The 16,512-nt window shown below is 43.1% G+C and carries 19 protein-coding genes and 1 pseudogene; 17 read left to right on the plus strand and 3 right to left on the minus strand.

Annotation, left to right across the window (positions count from 1 at the left end):
- From EHQ17_RS00435 to EHQ17_RS00480, 10 genes are all read left to right on the plus strand, one after another.
- Positions 1-927: hypothetical protein (locus EHQ17_RS00435; protein ID WP_210414530.1), on the plus strand; the 927-nt coding region annotated here is incomplete at its 5' end.
- Between the two features lies 1 nt (position 928).
- Positions 929-1,222, plus strand: a complete 294-nt coding sequence (locus EHQ17_RS00440) for a hypothetical protein (RefSeq protein WP_135590797.1) — start codon at positions 929-931, stop codon at positions 1,220-1,222.
- Positions 1,219-2,856, plus strand: a complete 1,638-nt coding sequence (locus tag EHQ17_RS20025) for a hypothetical protein (RefSeq protein ID WP_246057294.1) — start codon at positions 1,219-1,221, stop codon at positions 2,854-2,856. The genes EHQ17_RS00440 and EHQ17_RS20025 overlap by 4 nt, the downstream gene beginning before the upstream one ends.
- A gap of 12 nt (positions 2,857-2,868) precedes the next feature.
- Positions 2,869-3,222, plus strand: coding sequence for a hypothetical protein (locus tag EHQ17_RS00450; RefSeq protein WP_135591192.1), 354 nt, complete (start codon positions 2,869-2,871; stop codon positions 3,220-3,222).
- 32 nt (positions 3,223-3,254) lie between these two features.
- Complete coding sequence (locus EHQ17_RS00455; RefSeq protein ID WP_135591190.1) at positions 3,255-3,659, plus strand: hypothetical protein; 405 nt, start codon at positions 3,255-3,257, stop codon at positions 3,657-3,659.
- Between the two features lies 1 nt (position 3,660).
- Positions 3,661-3,954, plus strand: coding sequence for a hypothetical protein (locus EHQ17_RS00460; RefSeq protein WP_135591188.1), 294 nt, complete (start codon positions 3,661-3,663; stop codon positions 3,952-3,954).
- On the plus strand, positions 3,951-4,553 hold the full coding sequence (locus EHQ17_RS00465; protein WP_135591186.1) for a hypothetical protein: 603 nt from the start codon (positions 3,951-3,953) through the stop codon (positions 4,551-4,553). Before EHQ17_RS00460 ends, EHQ17_RS00465 begins: the two co-directional genes overlap by 4 nt.
- Positions 4,554-4,790: 237 nt before the next feature.
- On the plus strand, positions 4,791-5,189 hold the full coding sequence (locus EHQ17_RS00470; protein ID WP_135591184.1) for a helix-turn-helix domain-containing protein: 399 nt from the start codon (positions 4,791-4,793) through the stop codon (positions 5,187-5,189).
- Positions 5,190-5,270: 81 nt separating this feature from the next.
- Complete coding sequence (locus EHQ17_RS00475; protein ID WP_135591182.1) at positions 5,271-5,900, plus strand: LBL_2463 family protein; 630 nt, start codon at positions 5,271-5,273, stop codon at positions 5,898-5,900.
- A gap of 5 nt (positions 5,901-5,905) precedes the next feature.
- Positions 5,906-6,814: an LIC10906 family membrane protein gene (locus tag EHQ17_RS00480; RefSeq protein WP_135591180.1), complete on the plus strand. Its 909-nt coding sequence runs from the start codon at positions 5,906-5,908 to the stop codon at positions 6,812-6,814.
- Positions 6,815-7,365: 551 nt separating this feature from the next.
- Here the strand turns inward: EHQ17_RS00480 and EHQ17_RS00490 are convergent.
- The gene (locus EHQ17_RS00490) at positions 7,366-7,581 is read right to left on the minus strand and encodes a hypothetical protein (RefSeq protein WP_135591176.1); all 216 of its coding nucleotides are present in this window, start codon (positions 7,579-7,581) and stop codon (positions 7,366-7,368) included.
- A gap of 349 nt (positions 7,582-7,930) precedes the next feature.
- Here EHQ17_RS00490 and EHQ17_RS20030 point away from each other — a divergent pair.
- From EHQ17_RS20030 to EHQ17_RS00515, 6 genes and pseudogenes are all read left to right on the plus strand, one after another.
- A pseudogene (locus tag EHQ17_RS20030) lies at positions 7,931-8,119 on the plus strand (helix-turn-helix domain-containing protein); the annotation flags it as partial.
- Between the two features lie 33 nt (positions 8,120-8,152).
- Positions 8,153-8,329, plus strand: coding sequence for a hypothetical protein (locus tag EHQ17_RS20035; RefSeq protein ID WP_246057295.1), 177 nt, complete (start codon positions 8,153-8,155; stop codon positions 8,327-8,329).
- 79 nt (positions 8,330-8,408) lie between these two features.
- Complete coding sequence (locus EHQ17_RS00500; RefSeq protein WP_135591172.1) at positions 8,409-9,014, plus strand: LBL_2463 family protein; 606 nt, start codon at positions 8,409-8,411, stop codon at positions 9,012-9,014.
- Between the two features lie 30 nt (positions 9,015-9,044).
- The gene (locus EHQ17_RS00505) at positions 9,045-9,938 is read left to right on the plus strand and encodes an LIC10906 family membrane protein (protein WP_135591170.1); all 894 of its coding nucleotides are present in this window, start codon (positions 9,045-9,047) and stop codon (positions 9,936-9,938) included.
- Between the two features lie 473 nt (positions 9,939-10,411).
- Positions 10,412-11,377: an MBL fold metallo-hydrolase gene (locus EHQ17_RS00510; RefSeq protein WP_135591168.1), complete on the plus strand. Its 966-nt coding sequence runs from the start codon at positions 10,412-10,414 to the stop codon at positions 11,375-11,377.
- An 80-nt stretch (positions 11,378-11,457) separates the two neighbouring features.
- Positions 11,458-12,447: a cytochrome-c peroxidase gene (locus EHQ17_RS00515; RefSeq protein WP_135591167.1), complete on the plus strand. Its 990-nt coding sequence runs from the start codon at positions 11,458-11,460 to the stop codon at positions 12,445-12,447.
- Between the two features lie 285 nt (positions 12,448-12,732).
- Here EHQ17_RS00515 and EHQ17_RS00520 read toward each other — a convergent pair whose 3' ends face one another.
- A complete protein-coding gene (locus EHQ17_RS00520) occupies positions 12,733-13,137 on the minus strand; it encodes a DUF3703 domain-containing protein (protein ID WP_135591165.1) in 405 nt (134 codons plus the stop codon).
- A gap of 811 nt (positions 13,138-13,948) precedes the next feature.
- Positions 13,949-15,229, minus strand: coding sequence for a citrate/2-methylcitrate synthase (locus tag EHQ17_RS00525; RefSeq protein ID WP_135591163.1), 1,281 nt, complete (start codon positions 15,227-15,229; stop codon positions 13,949-13,951).
- Between the two features lie 116 nt (positions 15,230-15,345).
- Between EHQ17_RS00525 and EHQ17_RS00530 the strand changes: the two genes are divergently transcribed.
- Positions 15,346-16,443 carry an AraC family transcriptional regulator gene (locus EHQ17_RS00530; RefSeq protein WP_135591161.1) on the plus strand — a complete coding sequence of 366 codons (1,098 nt, stop codon included), beginning with the start codon at positions 15,346-15,348 and terminating at the stop codon, positions 16,441-16,443.
- Positions 16,444-16,512 lie beyond the last annotated feature (69 nt).

Here is a 16,512-nt window from a genome sequence, read left to right on the forward strand (position 1 = left end):
GAATCTCCTTTTTACAACGAGACGTTTGGTAGCAAGGGTATTTGGAATGGTATGCAGAGCGCTTGGAACAGCGTGAGTAACTTTGTGAGTGAGAGTTACGGGAAGTTGTTTGGGGGTAAGCCGGAAACAGCCTACGCAGCGTCTTTAAGATACGCATTAGAAGCAGGTCAAAAGAGTCGCGAGCCATTGATGACGGTTGCTTGGGATCTTGATTTTCTTAAAAACAGGGCGACGGATGCCGGTGGGATTGGTTATTCACCGGAAGCGTTAGACAAGGTGTTAGAAAATGTTCCTGGGGGTAAGGAAAAGTTATCAGCGTTAGAACTTGAGATAGCACGTCGGTTGATAGAAGCAGAGAGTAATCCAGTAACGATCTTTAAGACCTTGAGCGATATTGGTAGCTTGATGGATAACCCTGGCGGAATGGATATGATCGCAATGGCTCCGGCAAGAATTCCTGGCATGTTGAGTGCGATAACGGAAGCATTGAAGTCAGGGAAGGTGATGGATGCGGTTGAAGTGGTGATCAAAGGTATCAAGTCGATCGCTGCGGGTGATGAAGCCTGGAAGTTAGAAAATCATTGGAACAAATTAGCGAAACCTGGCACATTAAGTGACCGTGAAGCAAGGGCTTGGTATTTAGCAAATGAAGCGACGATCCCTGATTTAATTAATAAAACTCTTCCTTTACAGGATCAAGCGAAGCAAGCATTTGAATTAAGGAATGCATTTAGAAGCGCTTCGCGTGATTTAATGTCCGATAGAGTAGAGGCAGCAAAATTAGCAGCAGAGCAGAAAAATATGACTTGGGGACAAGTCGTCGAGAAATACGAAAGTATGAATTTACACGGAGACGCATTATGGAGAGCAATCATTGAAAGTTCTCAAAGATCTAGGTCCTCTATAAATTCAGGTTTAGGATTTTAATATGAAAGATTACTCATGGTATAAAAGCGAAAATTTAATTTATTTATATTTCAATAAATATACTACTTGGGACAGCTTTGATAAGGCTCTGGATGTAGTTTTTAATACTTTAAATACTACTTTTAGTATCCCCAAAAATGGACCTTACAATAGAAGCAGTGAATTTGAATTTGAAAATGAAAAGCTAACACTTGTATTTCATGAAGATCTTGGCTGTTATATTGTCGGATCTTTTACTCAAGAAGAAACTTTAAAGAAAATTGCCAGCTTGCTGCCTGAGTTAAAAGAAACATGAAATCCCTCTCTTCCCACGACCCCGCGAGCGATCAAGGCGTGGTCAAGTTATTGGCATTAGAGAAATGTAATGTTTCAAAAGCAGAACACAATAACTTGACCGGAGCTGCGAGCGCGGTCCGGCGCAGGCTCGATGCGACGCCTCTCTGCGGATCGTCACCGCAGGACGCGGCCGAAGTAGCGTTGATGGCAGGAAGCGCTGCTCTGAATGCGATCGGTAGCGGTGTTGGAGTGAGCGTGAACGTAGGCTACACGTATGCTGATGGATATTCTGCGAATGCAGGCGTCGCGCAAGGGGGGGTTGTAGGCCGAGTGAGCTGGAGTGAAGCTGGAGGTTATCACTACGGATTTGGAATCGGTAACAATCAATTGAATGCGATGTATACGTGGGGAGGAGAGGGAGATCAGAAGACTCACGGTTGGAGCGCAAGCGTTGGACCTGTTGAACTGAGACACGACGCGATCAAAGGTTACGGAGCTTCGTATACGATGAGTAGCGTATATACTGGAGGTGGAATCGGTATCGGAGCTGGAACGACCCTTAGCTACGACCAAAGGGGCGGTTTTAGCAACAGCGTAGGTTTTACGTTTACGAATAACCCGCAATTGATTTCTCAGATGGAGCAGGGAGCTCGTGACCGTGCGAATGCGATGAACAACACGAACAACGGTATGATGTTGCGTATCTTAGAAGGAATGGGATACGCCGTGACTCGCAGACAAGATGAGAAGGGCAACTTTGCAGAGGAATCTCCTTTTTACAACGAGACGTTTGGTAGCAAGGGTATTTGGAATGGTATGCAGAATGCGTGGAACGGAATCCAGAATTTCGTTTCTGATCCAATCGGAAGCCTATCCAGTTTTGGTTCGAGTGTGGGTAACTTTGTGAGTGAGACTTACGGGAAGTTGTTTGGGGGTAAGCCGGAAACAGCCTACGCAGCGTCTTTAAGATACGCATTAGAAGCAGGTCAAAAGAGTCGCGAGCCATTGATGACGGTTGCTTGGGATCTTGATTTTCTTAAAAACAGGGCGACGGATGCCGGTGGGACTGGTTATTCACCGGAAGCGTTAGACAAGGTGTTAGAAAATGTTCCTGGGGGTAAGGAAAAGTTATCAGCGTTAGAACTTGAGATAGCACGTCGGTTGATAGAAGCAGAGAGTAATCCAGTAACGATCTTTAAGACCTTGAGCGATATTGGTAGCTTGATGGATAACCCTGGCGGAATGGATATGATCGCAATGGCTCCGGCAAGAATTCCTGGCATGTTGAGTGCGATAACGGAAGCATTGAAGTCAGGGAAGGTGATGGATGCGGTGCAAATAGTTAAAAATGGAATTAAGACTTGGACTGGCTCAAATGATCTTTCTAAAGTTATACCTGAGCATTGGGTTTCAGCTCCTAGTAAAAAAGGTAATGGTGTATTATTTAAGGATCCAAATAATCCTCATAATAGTATCAGAAGTATGCCGGGCAATCCTAATAGCCCAAATCTTGCACAGCAGAATCCATATATTATTTTTAAGAAAGATGGACAGGCTTATGATTTGAATGGAAATGTTCTGAGTAACTCTGACGACCCTGCTGCTCATATTCCATTTAATAAATTCGATATAACTAAAATGCCCAAGTTTTAATTTGGAGGATGAATGGACCAAACAAACGTAAAAAATATCTACAACGATTTACTTGAGTTATCAAATAAAGATCGTCAAAAAAGTCTTTGGTTAGGTAAGGAAGCTGATCATATCTCTTCATATATTGAATTAATGTGTCGGCTTTTCGATGATAATGATTTCGATTCCTTTATTGATGAATTTCACGAGACGAGGAAAAATACTGATTTGAGTCTTAAATTACAGAACTTAAGAGAAATGTTAAATTCTTATAACGGAGACGATAAAAGTGATACAGATATATTAATGGACCCAAATTGGGACTCGATTGTTGCGAGGGCTTCTGAAATCATTCATGATTGGAATATAGATGAAAGTAACCATTGAAATGACTAATTATTCCTGTCCCGCCTCCGCGAGTGATCAAAGGTATCAAGTCGATCGCTGCGGGTGATGAAGCCTGGAAGTTAGAAAATCATTGGAACAAATTAGCGAAACCTGGCACATTAAGTGACCGTGAAGCAAGGGCTTGGTATTTAGCAAATGAAGCGACGATCCCTGATTTACTTAATAAAACTCTTCCTTTACAGGATCAAGCGAAGCAAGCATTTGAATTAAGGAATGCATTTAGGACATTAACAAGGGAACTAATGCAAGATAAGAATAAAGCCGCTCAGTTAAATTTAACCGATCCTAATCCAACTTGGGAAAAAGTAGTAAGTAAATATCAGGCAAAAGGGTTTGAGGGCGATGCATTGTGGAAAGCGATCATTGAAAGTTCTCAAAGATCTAGGACTTCAGTTAATTCAGGTTTAGGATTTTAAAATGCAAAAATATTCATGGTATAGAAATGAAAAAGGCATATATTTATGTCTTTCAGAATACGATTCTTACGATAGCTTTGATGAAGCTTTGGATTTAATTTATAAATTGCTAAATTGCAGTTTCACGGAGCCGATTGATGCAGGATATATGAAAATAAGCGATTTCAATTATGAAGAAGAGAAGCTAACACTTGTATTTCATGAAGACCTTGGCTGTAGTATCTTCGGATCTTTTACTCAAGAAGAAACTTTAAAGAAAATTGCCAGCTTGCTGCCTGAGTTGAAAGAAACATGAAAGAACATTCCTCCTCCACCCCCGCGAGCGATCAAGGCGTGGTCAAGTTATTGGCATTAGAGAAATTTAATGTTTTAAAAGCAGAATACAATAACTTGACCGGAGCTGCGAGCGCGGTCCGCAGGACGCGGCCGAACTGCACCTCTTTGAACGTAGGCTACACGTATGCTGATGGATATTCTGCGAATGCAGGCGTAGCGCAAGGGGGGCTTGTAGGCCGAGTGAGCTGGAGTGAAAAAGGCGGCTATCACTACGGATTTGGAATCGGTAACAATCAATTGAATGCGATGTATACGTGGGGAGGAGAGGGAGATCAGAAGACTCACGGTTGGAGCGCAAGCGTTGGACCTGTTGAACTGAGACAGAATACATTAAACGCAAATTACGTTGAATTAAAAAGCGTAATCTCGTATTTGGAGTTTTTAAATATAGTCCGATTAGGTAGGAAAGGGATTCTTAATGATGGAAGTTTCGTCGAATTCGGTTTGGAGAAAGATAACTTTGAATATAATGTCGATTTTACTTTTAATAGAAAGCCTGGTAGGTGGATTCTCATACATATTTCTAAACTTCGTCCAGAAGAAGGAAGATGGAAATAGTTGTGTTAGATTTGATATTACATATTATCCTTAGGAAAAGGTTACTCACATTTATAAGTTCTTTTTTAAAATGGCGTAATCGCGAAGGGATAGTTTTGAAATTTTGCAAAATTCTTGCTCTTTTGACGGGGTCATAGTCAACTCCACATTAGCTACTTTAGGTCGTAAAACGATACAAATGATAAATTGTATAATGCAATTAGTCAATTTAAAAATTTTGCCCCATGCAATAATAGTATGACAGATCCTGAAATACTTAAACGTATTATTATTGTTTTTAAATACCTAAAGGCAGTGAAGGGATTAAATCAAAAGCAGCTTTCCTTAGAATTTGGGGTTTCAGAAAGCACGATTACTCGGTTACAAAATGGACAAAATGTAGTTACTCCTCGATTTTTGAAACAATTGAAATCAATTTTTGAAATCTCGGACGATTGGATTTTGACCGGACAAGGTGAAATGTTGCTGAATAAACAGGATTTAGGTTCGGTAATCGAATTAGAGGAGGATCTTAAATTACTGAGAAGAATTCGAAAAAAAGCAGGCTTAAGTGATTTAATTGAAGTCCTATTAAAACTTTCAGGTCGTAATTTGTCTGCGGTTAAGGCGTTGGCAGAAAAATTACGACCTGAATAGCAAATAGGTGCTCTAATTTCGCATACGGTAATAAAAATAATCTATTTGAATTTTCTAAGTTGATATGACATAATTAATATTATGTCATATACTTTAACGATTTCAAACAAAAAAATTCATACAACTCTAATTAAACACCAAATCAATGGTTTGGAAGCTCCAGAAGAATTATTCGAAGTCAAAAAATTTATCAATACGATATTTTCAGGAGGAGGGTATATTAAATCTGCATATACCTCTTTCGATCTGGATCCATGGTCAACGTGGTTTTATGTAACTACGGAAACTGGTATGATTCTTTCTGCCATGCGAGTCGTGGAAAAGAAGCCAAATAATTTTATTCCAATTGAAATGGCAATTATCAAAGGATCTCATCCCCCAAAAAGATATTCAGTATTAGAAGATCATGTTGCAGATTGGAACAATGTTGCTTTCGTAAAATCTAGAACAGGTTGGAGAGCTGCCGTGCTTAATTTTGCAATGGTAGCGCAATTCTGCCTAGAACAAAAATACAATATGGTCTATGGTTTCTATGATTTGAAGATGCCTTCGATCGTAAGAATTTATGAATCTGTTGGAGTTTCATTATCGGAAAAATATAATAAGCCAGTTTATTTTCCGGGATCAACTTTAAATGGAACGCCTGTCCAATTAAGCATTATCGAAATCACGAAAACAAATTTACAAAAAACTATGTCAAAAATATTGTAATTTCTATGCTATATAGTCCTTTTGTAAGTATATTTTGTTCTATTTCAACATTATTTCTTGGAGTATACGTTTTTCAGAAAGCTGATTTTGAACAACGAAGAGTCCGGTTATATTTTTTGATTCTTACTTTATGTCTTTCTATTTGGGTTTTAGGTTCAGGTTTAAGAAATTTATTTCCTTCAGAACTTTTGAGAGTTGCTCCTAACTGGATTCTACTTTCTACAATTTTAGTACCGATAAGCCTTCATGAATTAGTTTGTTTTTTAACAAAGGACAAATATAAACCATCAATAACTCGCCGAATCATTGAGTTCATCGTTCTAAGTTTTCTTTTTCATTCGGGGATAAGTTCAAATTTAATTGCCGTTAGTGAGTCTTCGATTTCCGTCTATACACCGCTTCCCGCATATCACATTCTGATATCTTACTCTATCCTTTATGTCGGAAGAACAATTTATTTGCTAATCATGCGAACGATGAATACAAATGGAATGTTAAAGATACAATCATTTGTTCTTATGCTTGGAGTAGCTATTGCTTTATTTATTGCGATTTTGTTCGTTTATATATTACCTCTAATCGGTATCTACAAGGGATATCTTGCGGCTTTCGGCGTGTTCAGCTGGGTTTTATGCTGGTCTGTAGCAATTTTACATTACGATGCTTTTGACATTCGAGAGCGTATTCTTGATGGAAAAGAACTATTATTTCTAAATCGAATTTCATCGCTTATAGTTTTAGGTTTATTTAGAATTTTGGATCCTAGCGAATATTACATGAAACTTCTTATCAGTAAGGCCAATGTGGTTTTAAACGTTACATCTAAAAATCATGAGTTGGCAATGAAAACCGATTTGGAAAAATTCGAACGTGCTGAAATCGTAGCCGGTATATTTCAGAACAGAATAAAATAGCTAGATTAGCAATGAATGAATCGATTCGGGGAACCCTGGAAATCGGTAAACGAATAGATGCGAAAGCGATCGCGAACGGAGTCGATCAGTTCGAAGCATTTTCAATCGAACCGACGATGATTAACACAACTGGAGTTTATAAGGAATTCGTTCGATATGTAGTCTGACTTTTCTTCCCGTATTTTGTTCGCGTTTATGCAAAGAATAATGGAGATGCCCTGCATCTTCTCAGTGAAAGCTAAAAAGCGAAGTCCGGATATCCGGACTTTCCAAAAACTCTCAACAAGAGCCGCAAAGTGCTCCTTCTAAGACTTCTTTTGGAGAATAGCCAAATAAAACTCCGCTCGGTCGCGAATTGTATTCCGGAACGGACGTTTCCAAAGTTTGGATGACATCTTGAAATGAAAAAAGTTTTTTGGGAAAAAGAAATTGTCGTATGCACGTATCCGATCGTTCCAAGGCAAACAATTTACGTTTTTTGTCCTCCGAAACCGGATGTTCCACGTTCCGAAGATGCGATTCGATTTCGTAGGCGTATATTAGGAAAACGTTTAGTGAGAGGCCCATTCTCCGAGACCCTGATCTTCCAACCAAACGTGATAGGAGGGTAACAAATTTCTCTTTTCCAGATAATACTCCTGTAGAGCGCATCTTGTGAGTAAGAGGTCGCGGATTTCCGATTCGCTTCTAACTTCGCCGTCCGCATTTTTCAGATCCAAAAGGCGCATACTTTGTTTTAGATATTCTAATTTGTATCGAGTGATCATCCCTGAGTTCTCCGGTTTACCCGACGACGTTTGCCGTTGAGCGCGTAATGTTTAGGTTTCTCTTTTAACAGTATACTTGCGGTGAGTTGCGCGCTCCGAGGACAACGCGAACTTGGATTCGGGGAACTCTTTCGCCCGGACAAAACAAGACTTACATCCCTAAATTCCTTCTCGAAACGAAAGGAGGTCGGATCGGAAAGCGACAGTTTTGAAATTTTGCAAAATTCTTGCTCTTTCGACAGGGTCATTTCCACTCCACATTAGCTGTAATCGATTTTAGAATGAGTCAAATGATTAATTGTATGATACAATCAGTCAATTCAAAAAAATTGTATTATGCAGTAATACTATGACAGATCCCCAAGTATTAAAACGTATTGTCGCTGTTTTTACATACTTAAAGACGACGAAGGGGTTAAATCAAAAGCAGCTTTCTTCGGAATTCGGGGTATCCGAGAGCACGATCACTCGGTTGCAAAACGGGCAAAATACGGTTACCCTTCGGTTCCTGAAACAGTTACAATCCATCTTTGACATTTCGGACGATTGGGTTTTGACCGGACGTGGCGAAATGTTGCTTCCAAAAGGGAATACCGATTCTTCAATCGAATTGGAAGAGGATCTGAAATTGCTGAGAAGGATTCGTAAAAAGAAGGGTTTAAGCGATTTAATCGAAATCCTCTTAAAACTTTCCGATCGGAATTTGTCCGCGATCCAAGCATTGGCCGAAAAATTACATTCGAAATAGGGAAGGCGCTTCTGCTTACGAAAAAGAAACAGAAATAATCTATTTGAGTTTTTTTTGTTAATGTGACATAATATTAATTATGTCACAAATAATCGAAAAACTTGCCGTTCAAAAAATCAGCGGTTTGGAATCCCCCCATCTCCTTCAAAAAATCAAAGACTTCGTTTCTAAAATCTATACGGATGCGGGTTACACGGATTCTCCTTGGAAAAACGTAAATTATGATCCCTGGTCTACCTGGTTTTATGTGGAAGGCGAGGAGGGGATTCTCGCAGCAATGAGAATCACTGAAAAATTTCCGTGGAATTTCATTCCTCTGGAAGCCGCTCTCATTCAAGGAAGCGAATTTCCCCCCAAACGTTACGCGGTCATTGAAGAAAACGTCGCGGATTGGAATTCGGTCGCATTTACGAGAAGTGCGAACGGGGGGAAAGCCGCGAAGGTAACGTTCATCGAAACGGCAAAACATTGTGTTCTAAAAGGTTACGATATGGTCTACGGAATGTACAATCCAAAGTTGACCGGTATCGAAAGAATTTATTTTCGAGAAGGAGCTCTGGAGTCGGTGAGATATCCCGGTCCTATGTATTTTCCCGGTTTTTATCTCAACGGTGAACTGTCCTGGTTGCAAGTGGTAGAAATCGGAAAAGAGTGTTTACAGAAAATTGCCTCAAAATTACTATAACTAACATAATTTTGGGGAGAATTTGTCGATTTGGTTAGCACTTCTATCGGTGTATTCGTTTTTTCGTTGGGATTGTATGTTCGAATCTTTGCTCCGAAAGAGCCGGTTCGGAATTACTTTTTCTATCTGACGATTTCCCTTTCACTGTGGATGCTTTTTCTCGGTCAAAGGGATTTCTTCGGGAATGAATATAGAACTCTACTCGTTCATTGGACTTTAATTCCGATCATTTTCGCCCCGTATCTGTTGCACGAAGTCGTTTCCTCATTGTTACACATTCAACGAGACGGATTATTTAGAAAATATGAATATTATATTAATATCATGCTTCTCTTTTATTTCTCCATCGTCATCTTAGGCTGCCGTGCCGTGGAGATTCGGGACCCGGAGAAATTTTCCTATTCGCCTACCTGGAACTATCATCTAATCATCGGTTATTGTAGTTTTTACGTTCTAATCTCTTGTTTTAAAACATTCATTTCGATTTTTAAAAACCACGCGGATGAACGAGTGAAGGCTTTTTTGCTGTTTTCCGGTATTATGATCTCCCTTTCGGTTTCGTTACTATTCGTCTATATTTTGCCGTTGCTCGGTTATTTTTTCGCCTCTAAATCCGCTTTCGGTATCATCGTTTCCTCGGTTTTATGGGTGATCGCAATTTTGCATTACGACGCTTTCCGTATTCGCGAAAGTATTTTGGAAGGGAATTCGATTCCCTTGTTAACTCGATTGTCCTCCTCTTTTTTCTTGGCTTTATTTAGAATCTTGGATCCGAATGAATACCGCATGAGGCTTCTCATCAGCAAGGCAAACTTGGTTTTAAACGTCGCATCTAAAAATCACGAATTGGCGATGAAAACCGATTTGGAAAAATTCGAACGCGCCGAAATCGTAGCCGATATCTTCCGAAACCGAATCAGATAGGGATCAAAGATTCTTTAGAAATTTCTAATGTGATTCGGTAAAAAGTCCCAGGGTCGGCATTGTGCGGATTTACCGAAATCTTATATTCGCTTTTGATCGAAATCCGATTCGTAAGAGTTTTTCTTTTAAAAAGAAAAATCGAATCCTTTCCGAGCCTTCGTCCGAATTGTACAGGGAGAACCGAGCCTACGACGGCGGCATCCGAATTCCGCATCCCCAAAAGAAACCTTTTTAGGATATTGTGATTGACCTTACATTCGACGATCGTATAGTTTTTTCCTCATGTTAGGCGCAGACACGTCGTCTGCATCGTACGTAAGAACGTGTCTTCGTCCCGATCCGTTTTTTAGAAACGTTGTCTGGTTTGTTTGCATATAAGGTCGGAACTCCGTATCCCTACGGAATCGAAACCCGCCGAGGAAGCGATCGATTCCTGAATGCGGAATTTCCGACCTTAAACTTAGGAGCCTCCTATGCCGCCGTATGAAAAGGAACCGTTTCCGGGTCTGTTCGTAATCGATTGCGATTATATTTCTCCGGGAATCGCCTGCGCATATCTCGTCGTGGAAGGCAAGGAAGCGGCCTTCGTAGAAAACAACACGAATCGTTCCGTTCCGATTCTTTTGGGGGAATTAAAACGAAACGGACTCGCACCCGAAGACGTCAAATACATCATCATTACCCACGTTCATCTGGATCATGCGGGTGGAACCGGTGCCCTTGCGAAACTTTGTCCGAACGCGGTCGTTCTCGCTCATCCCAAGGCGGCGAAACATCTCATACAACCCGAACGTCTGATTCAAAGTTCGATCCAGGTTTACGGAGAGGAGAATTTCCGAAAACTCTACGGAGACATTCTTCCGGTTCCCTCCGAACGAGTGAAAACTCCGGAAGACCGGGAGGAAATCGTTTGGGGAAAAAGAACATTCAGATTTTATCATACAAAAGGTCACGCGAATCATCATTTTTGCATATACGATTCCCTGAGTAACGGAATTTTCACCGGCGATTCGTTCGGCCTCGGTTACCGTGAATTTTCCGTTGGTAAAAATCCGGTATTATATCCGTCCACGACTCCCACCGATTTCGATTATGAAGAGGCTTTGATCACGGTGGATACGATCCTTTCCACGGGTGCGGACAAGGCGTATCTGACCCATTTCGGAGTTTGGAGGGATTTGGAAGCCGGTGCGCGTCAGATGAAACAGGGACTGCATACGATGCAGAATATTCTTTCCTCCGGCGAACGCTCCGGTTTGGAAGGAGGGCCGCTTTTAGAATTTTGTACCGGGAGGATTCGTGCTTATTTAGAGAAGGAAATTTCGACACAAGGAATTTCTCTCGGAAAAAAGGAGGATTTGCTCGTAGGGTTCGATTCTAAAATCAACGCCCAAGGGCTTGTCTTTCAAATCGAGAGGAAAAAACGAAAGAAAGTCTGAAAAAGAATTGTTTTTTAGAATGATTCTAAATAGAGTTCAAATTTAGAATCATTCTAAATCTAATAAAAAGAGGAACTGGTATGAAACCATCTGCATGGGGATTGTTCACCGTCTCATTTTTGAGTGCGGTTTTGCTGTTCTGCGGGCCGTCCGAAAAGACGAAAAAATTGATCGATGATTCCGGTAAGGTATTCGGGGTTCTTCCGGAGAAAATGCCGGGCGGAGAAGCGGATTCTCCCGATCTCGTAAAATTGGGTGAGAAATTATATTTTGAGAAGAGGCTTTCCGCAAACGACACGCAGTCTTGTAATTCCTGTCACAATGTGGTGGGGAAGGCCGGTGGGGTGGACAATCTTCCCACGTCGCCCGGTGCTTTTGGGAAAAACGGAGATCGAAATTCTCCTACCGTTTTGAATGCAGGTTATCATTTGGCACAATTTTGGGATGGAAGGGCCAAGGATTTGAAAGAACAGGCAAAGGGGCCGATTCTCAATCCGGTGGAGATGGCTATGCCTTCTGCTGCCGAAGTGGAAAAGAAAATTGCTGGAATTGCGGAATACCAGGATCTTTTTGCCAAGGCTTATCCTAAGGAAGCTCAAAAAATCACGTATGATCACATTGCAGGCGCGATCGCCGCTTTTGAGAGAACTTTGAAAACCCAAGATCGTTTTGACGATTTCCAAAAAGGAGATCATAAGGCGCTTTCGGATGCCGAACAGGAAGGTTTGGAAAAATTCATGGCCACCGGCTGTACCGCTTGTCATATCGGTCCACTTTTGGGTGGGAACTCCTTCCGTAAGCTCGGCCAAGTCAATCCGTACGAGAATACCGGGGATAAGGGGCGTTTGACTTTGACCAAAAATCCTGCCGAAGCTTTTGTTTTTAAGGTTCCTTCTCTGCGGAATGTCGCAATTACCGGGCCGTATTTTCACGACGGGAAGGTGGCTACCTTGGAAGAAGCCGTCAAAAAAATGGCGTATTTGCAGCTGGGAAAGGAATTACCCGAGTCCGACATAAAGTCGATCGTAACTTTCCTGAAGGCGTTGACCGATAAGAACCGGTCTAATTAACTGGACTTACAGAATTGAAACCTATTCAGCCGGCGGTTGCTTTGCGCGATTGGCCGGTATTTTTTTGTACAGGGAATCCTGTGGACGAAAATCGGTCGGTTTAGCGTGAAAGTGCGGGAACTCCCTCGCGGGAAATAACGGGCATTGGTCCAGACCTCGGTAGGTGGGGAAGCGGTGTGAGAGTTCCCGCAACGCCGGTCCAACGGGGCTTGCCCGAGAACATCCGTGTGTGCGGCCAGAGGTCCAGAGCGTGGATTTCTAAAACACGAGGAGTTCCTACACTTCTCATCGCTCGTTTTTCCGGGTGAGTCCCGACAAGCCGTTTGCGGAAGTATCCGCGTCCGCGAGGAGTTCCCGCAAATCCGGCGGGATCGGCAAGGAAGCTAAAATTGGCACGTTTGCGCCACCCGTATTTCCGACCGGAATTCGATTCCATAAAGAACCGAACCAACCCACGGATAATCGGAGAAGCTGTCCAAGACATTCGCGGGGATCGGCCGTCCGGATCGCAAAGACGAGCATTCGAAAATGGATTCCGGTATGAGGAATCGGATGATACTGACCGATCAAATGAGCGCGCTCCAAAAAGCGCCAAGCCGCTTTTTGATCACCGATGGCCATTTGCTGTTTGTAGGCCCTTAATTCCTGATAATACGCTTCTTTGAATCGGGCGGGCATTTTGAGATTCATCAAAAACTCCTTTGTAAAACCAACTATCGTGGGAACTCACACGAATTCTTCCCCGTTCCTTTGCGAACAGGTCGTTCGTTACGAATTGCGGGAACTCCACCGCAAAACTCTGTCCCCACAGCGGTTTTGACAAAATCGATTGTATCAGAGCAAATCGATTGTATCTTGAACGAAGGGGCTAACGAATTCTTTGTGTTCGATTCGGATCGTAACGCGCCGTGCGAAACCGCAGAAGGGATGCCGTCGGGCTCGGGCGGTTCCGCATCCATTCCCTCCGCTCCGTTGCCCGCTCGAAACGCGGGAACTCTCACACAAATTCTTCCTCATCCCCATGCGAGACCTGCATGGTTTGTCCGAATTGCGGGAACTCCCCGCGAACTAAAAACGCATCGATGACGGAAAAGTATCTCTCTCCTTCTCGGCGGCTCCGGCATTCCGGCATTCCCCCGACGCAATGGCCGCCCGCTTGAAAAATGATTCCGATCAAAACTGATCCGCGTTCAACCGGAAATTCACCGGGATCCGGAGATCCGGGAGCGACCCTCTGCAAAACCGGTCCTTCTTGCGAAAAAGAAAAAACGGTTTCGTAACTTCTGTGTGGAATTTTTTGCGAACCGTGACGGATGCAAACAACGGACCCCCGGAGAAGGGGTTCAACCGACGAGTTCATCCAACAGCGGGGAACAGGGAACCGAAAGCGCACCCGGAGAACAAAATATCCCAAGCGCAAAAAAGAGGCCGTTCGAACCGAGGCGCACTCGGAGGAAGTCGATCTTCCTCCGAGGAATGTACTTTGGAATTCGTGACGAGATTATCGTTCCGAAAGAGGGACGTATTTTCTTCCCATTTCTCCGGTGTAAATCTGTTTCGGCCGCGCCTTACTGTAGTTTCCGGAAACGCGTTGTTCTCTCCAATGCGCCAGCCAGCCGGGAAGTTTTCCGATGACCTGCATCGCGGTAAACAACTCTTTGGGAATTCCCAAGGAATTGAAGATGACGGCGCTGTAGAATTCAAGGTTGGGATACAAGTTTTGATTTATGTAATATTCATCATTTTGCATGTAATCGTCTATTTTGAGCGCGATCTCGGCGATGGGATTGACCGGATGTTTTTTGTAGAAGTCGTGGAACAGTTTTCCGGCGATGATGGCGCGTCTGCTTTTCGCGTCGTATGCCTTGTGTCCGAATCCGTTGGAAAAAAGACGTTCCGAATCCCCTTTGAATTTTTCGAAGTATTCGGGAACGGTTTTCCTGGATTTGATGATGTCCTCGATCAGACCCACCGCCGCCACTTGTCTTCCTCCTTCTCGGGAACCCCAGAGCGCGTTGATCGCCGAGGAAATGGAGGCGAACAGATTGGCTTGGGTGGAGCCGATCACTTGAACCGTAGTGTTCGAGACGTTCTGTTCGTGATCGGCGTATAAAATCCAGAGTTGGTTGAGAATCCGGTCGATGTCTTCTGACGGGACGTAATCCTTGGAAGGAATCGAAAAAAGCATATAAAGAAAATTAGTACAATACGGATGTTTGTCCAAAGGATAAACGAACGGTTGACCCACGATCTTTTTGTAGCTGAACGCCGCGATCGTTCTGATCTTCGCCAAAAGTCTCGCGGAATGATCGATTCCTTTGTCCAAGGATTCCTCGTATTCCTCGGGATAATAACTGGACAGAGAGGTGACCATCACGGAAAGAACGGCGAGCGGATGTCCCTTCCCCGGAAACCCGTCGAATAGATTGATCATATCCTCGTGGATCAGGGAATGTTTGGAAAGTTTCAGGGAAAAATCCTTTAACTGCTGTTCGGTGGGAAGTTTACCGTAAATCAAAAGGTAACTCGTTTCTACGAACGTGGAATGTCGCACCAAGTCTTCGACGTCGTATCCGCGGTAATGAAGTTCTCCCGAATCCGGGTCCCTTCTTGAAATTCTGCTTACCGCGTAGGCGGTATTAAAAAAGCCGGGATCGTAGGAAATGAGTCCTGTTTTTTGATGAAGTTCGCGGATATCGATTCCTTTTTTACCGTCCGTCCCGGCGATCAACGGGAGTTGGTAGGATTTGTCGCCCACTTTGATTTCGATAAATTCACTCATACCGATAAGGAACCCCGGAGAATGGTACGCGTCAATTCTTCTAATTTCGGCGGAATCGATTTTTCCCGTTTCTTCTCGACAAAACTTCCGCTTGGGCTTTCTTTTTCCCATTTCCGATGAACCTACAAATCGCACCGGATTGGCTCCGACACGTAATCCAATTTTTGATTCAACTCGGTCCTGGATATTGTATCCTTCTGTTTTTTACCGAACTTGCAAAACGAAAACGCGGGGAAGAATTTACGGGAATGTTTCTTCTCTCTTCGGTGATGGCTTCCGCGGAACTTCGTTTGGGTTTCGTTTTGATTCCTGGGACCGAAAAGATTCCGTATCTTTGGATTTTCTTTTTCTCCTCGTTGCTCGCGCTGGGACCGACGTTGTTGCTCGTTTCGGGGAGAATGTTGCGATTCACCCTGGAAAAAACGATCCCGCTCCGAAGACATTTTTTTCCCGCGTATGCGGCGATTCTGCTCGAACTCTTTTTTTTTCTGGCTCCTCTCGAATCCAAAGCGGAACTGATCGAGGACGCCTTTCTGCGTCGTAGCCGTAGTCCCGTTGCCCTTTTGATCGGGATCGGGTATGTTCATCTAACGTTTTATTGTTTCTATTCGGTTCGGTTGTTTCGGAAGTCCTTCCGCGAGATCGACGTGCGTCTTTCCCGTTCCACTTTCTGGATTTTACTCGTTACGATGTCTTCGATCCAACTTTCCGGAATCGGATTTTACTTTCATGCGGATTGGTTGTTCGCTTGCGCCTCGATTCTGATGACCTTGGGCAACGGATTGGTGTTCGTGTTCTCGGCGCGTTATCCGAATTTTTTCGTATCCCTGAAATCCGAAATCCAACAAAAACGTTACGAAAAAACACAACTCGGGGGAATCAACCTGGACGCGATCCGGTTTCGACTGAAGGAGTTGATGGAGGAGGAACGATCGTATCGGAACGAGGATTTGAGAATGCAGGATCTAGCGGAAAAACTTCTCATCACTCCGCATCAGATTTCTAGAATATTAAACGAATCTTATGGAAAGAATTTCAACGAATTCGTCAACGGATATCGAGTGGAAGAAGCCAAAAAAATCCTCCTGGAGGAGCCGACGAAGACCGTTCTTTCGATCGGATTCGAAGTCGGATTCAATACGAAGTCCACGTTCAACGCGCAGTTCCTCAAAATCACCGGGATGACGCCCGCGGAGTGGAGAAAAAAAATCTAAAAAATCGGTCGTAAATCATAAGATCGGACGATGGTTTTCGCGTCCCGTGTTACGATGTCGAAGTTCGAC

Origin of the sequence: Leptospira gomenensis (assembly GCF_004770155.1) — a bacterium.
Lineage (GTDB): Bacteria > Spirochaetota > Leptospiria > Leptospirales > Leptospiraceae > Leptospira > Leptospira gomenensis.

Coding starts and splice junctions, on each gene's coding strand:
- EHQ17_RS00475 (WP_135591182.1), top strand. CDS start 5,271: ATGTCATATACTTTAACGATTTCAAACAAAAAAATTCATACAACTCTA.
- EHQ17_RS00470 (WP_135591184.1), top strand. CDS start 4,791: ATGACAGATCCTGAAATACTTAAACGTATTATTATTGTTTTTAAATAC.
- EHQ17_RS20025 (WP_246057294.1), top strand. CDS start 1,219: ATGAAATCCCTCTCTTCCCACGACCCCGCGAGCGATCAAGGCGTGGTC.
- EHQ17_RS00530 (WP_135591161.1), top strand. CDS start 15,346: ATGAACCTACAAATCGCACCGGATTGGCTCCGACACGTAATCCAATTT.
- EHQ17_RS00480 (WP_135591180.1), top strand. CDS start 5,906: ATGCTATATAGTCCTTTTGTAAGTATATTTTGTTCTATTTCAACATTA.
- EHQ17_RS00515 (WP_135591167.1), top strand. CDS start 11,458: ATGAAACCATCTGCATGGGGATTGTTCACCGTCTCATTTTTGAGTGCG.
- EHQ17_RS00500 (WP_135591172.1), top strand. CDS start 8,409: ATGTCACAAATAATCGAAAAACTTGCCGTTCAAAAAATCAGCGGTTTG.
- EHQ17_RS00465 (WP_135591186.1), top strand. CDS start 3,951: ATGAAAGAACATTCCTCCTCCACCCCCGCGAGCGATCAAGGCGTGGTC.
- EHQ17_RS00490 (WP_135591176.1), bottom strand. CDS start 7,581: ATGATCACTCGATACAAATTAGAATATCTAAAACAAAGTATGCGCCTT.
- EHQ17_RS20035 (WP_246057295.1), top strand. CDS start 8,153: ATGTTGCTTCCAAAAGGGAATACCGATTCTTCAATCGAATTGGAAGAG.
- EHQ17_RS00440 (WP_135590797.1), top strand. CDS start 929: ATGAAAGATTACTCATGGTATAAAAGCGAAAATTTAATTTATTTATAT.
- EHQ17_RS00460 (WP_135591188.1), top strand. CDS start 3,661: ATGCAAAAATATTCATGGTATAGAAATGAAAAAGGCATATATTTATGT.
- EHQ17_RS00450 (WP_135591192.1), top strand. CDS start 2,869: ATGGACCAAACAAACGTAAAAAATATCTACAACGATTTACTTGAGTTA.
- EHQ17_RS00520 (WP_135591165.1), bottom strand. CDS start 13,137: ATGAATCTCAAAATGCCCGCCCGATTCAAAGAAGCGTATTATCAGGAA.
- EHQ17_RS00510 (WP_135591168.1), top strand. CDS start 10,412: ATGCCGCCGTATGAAAAGGAACCGTTTCCGGGTCTGTTCGTAATCGAT.
- EHQ17_RS00525 (WP_135591163.1), bottom strand. CDS start 15,229: ATGAGTGAATTTATCGAAATCAAAGTGGGCGACAAATCCTACCAACTC.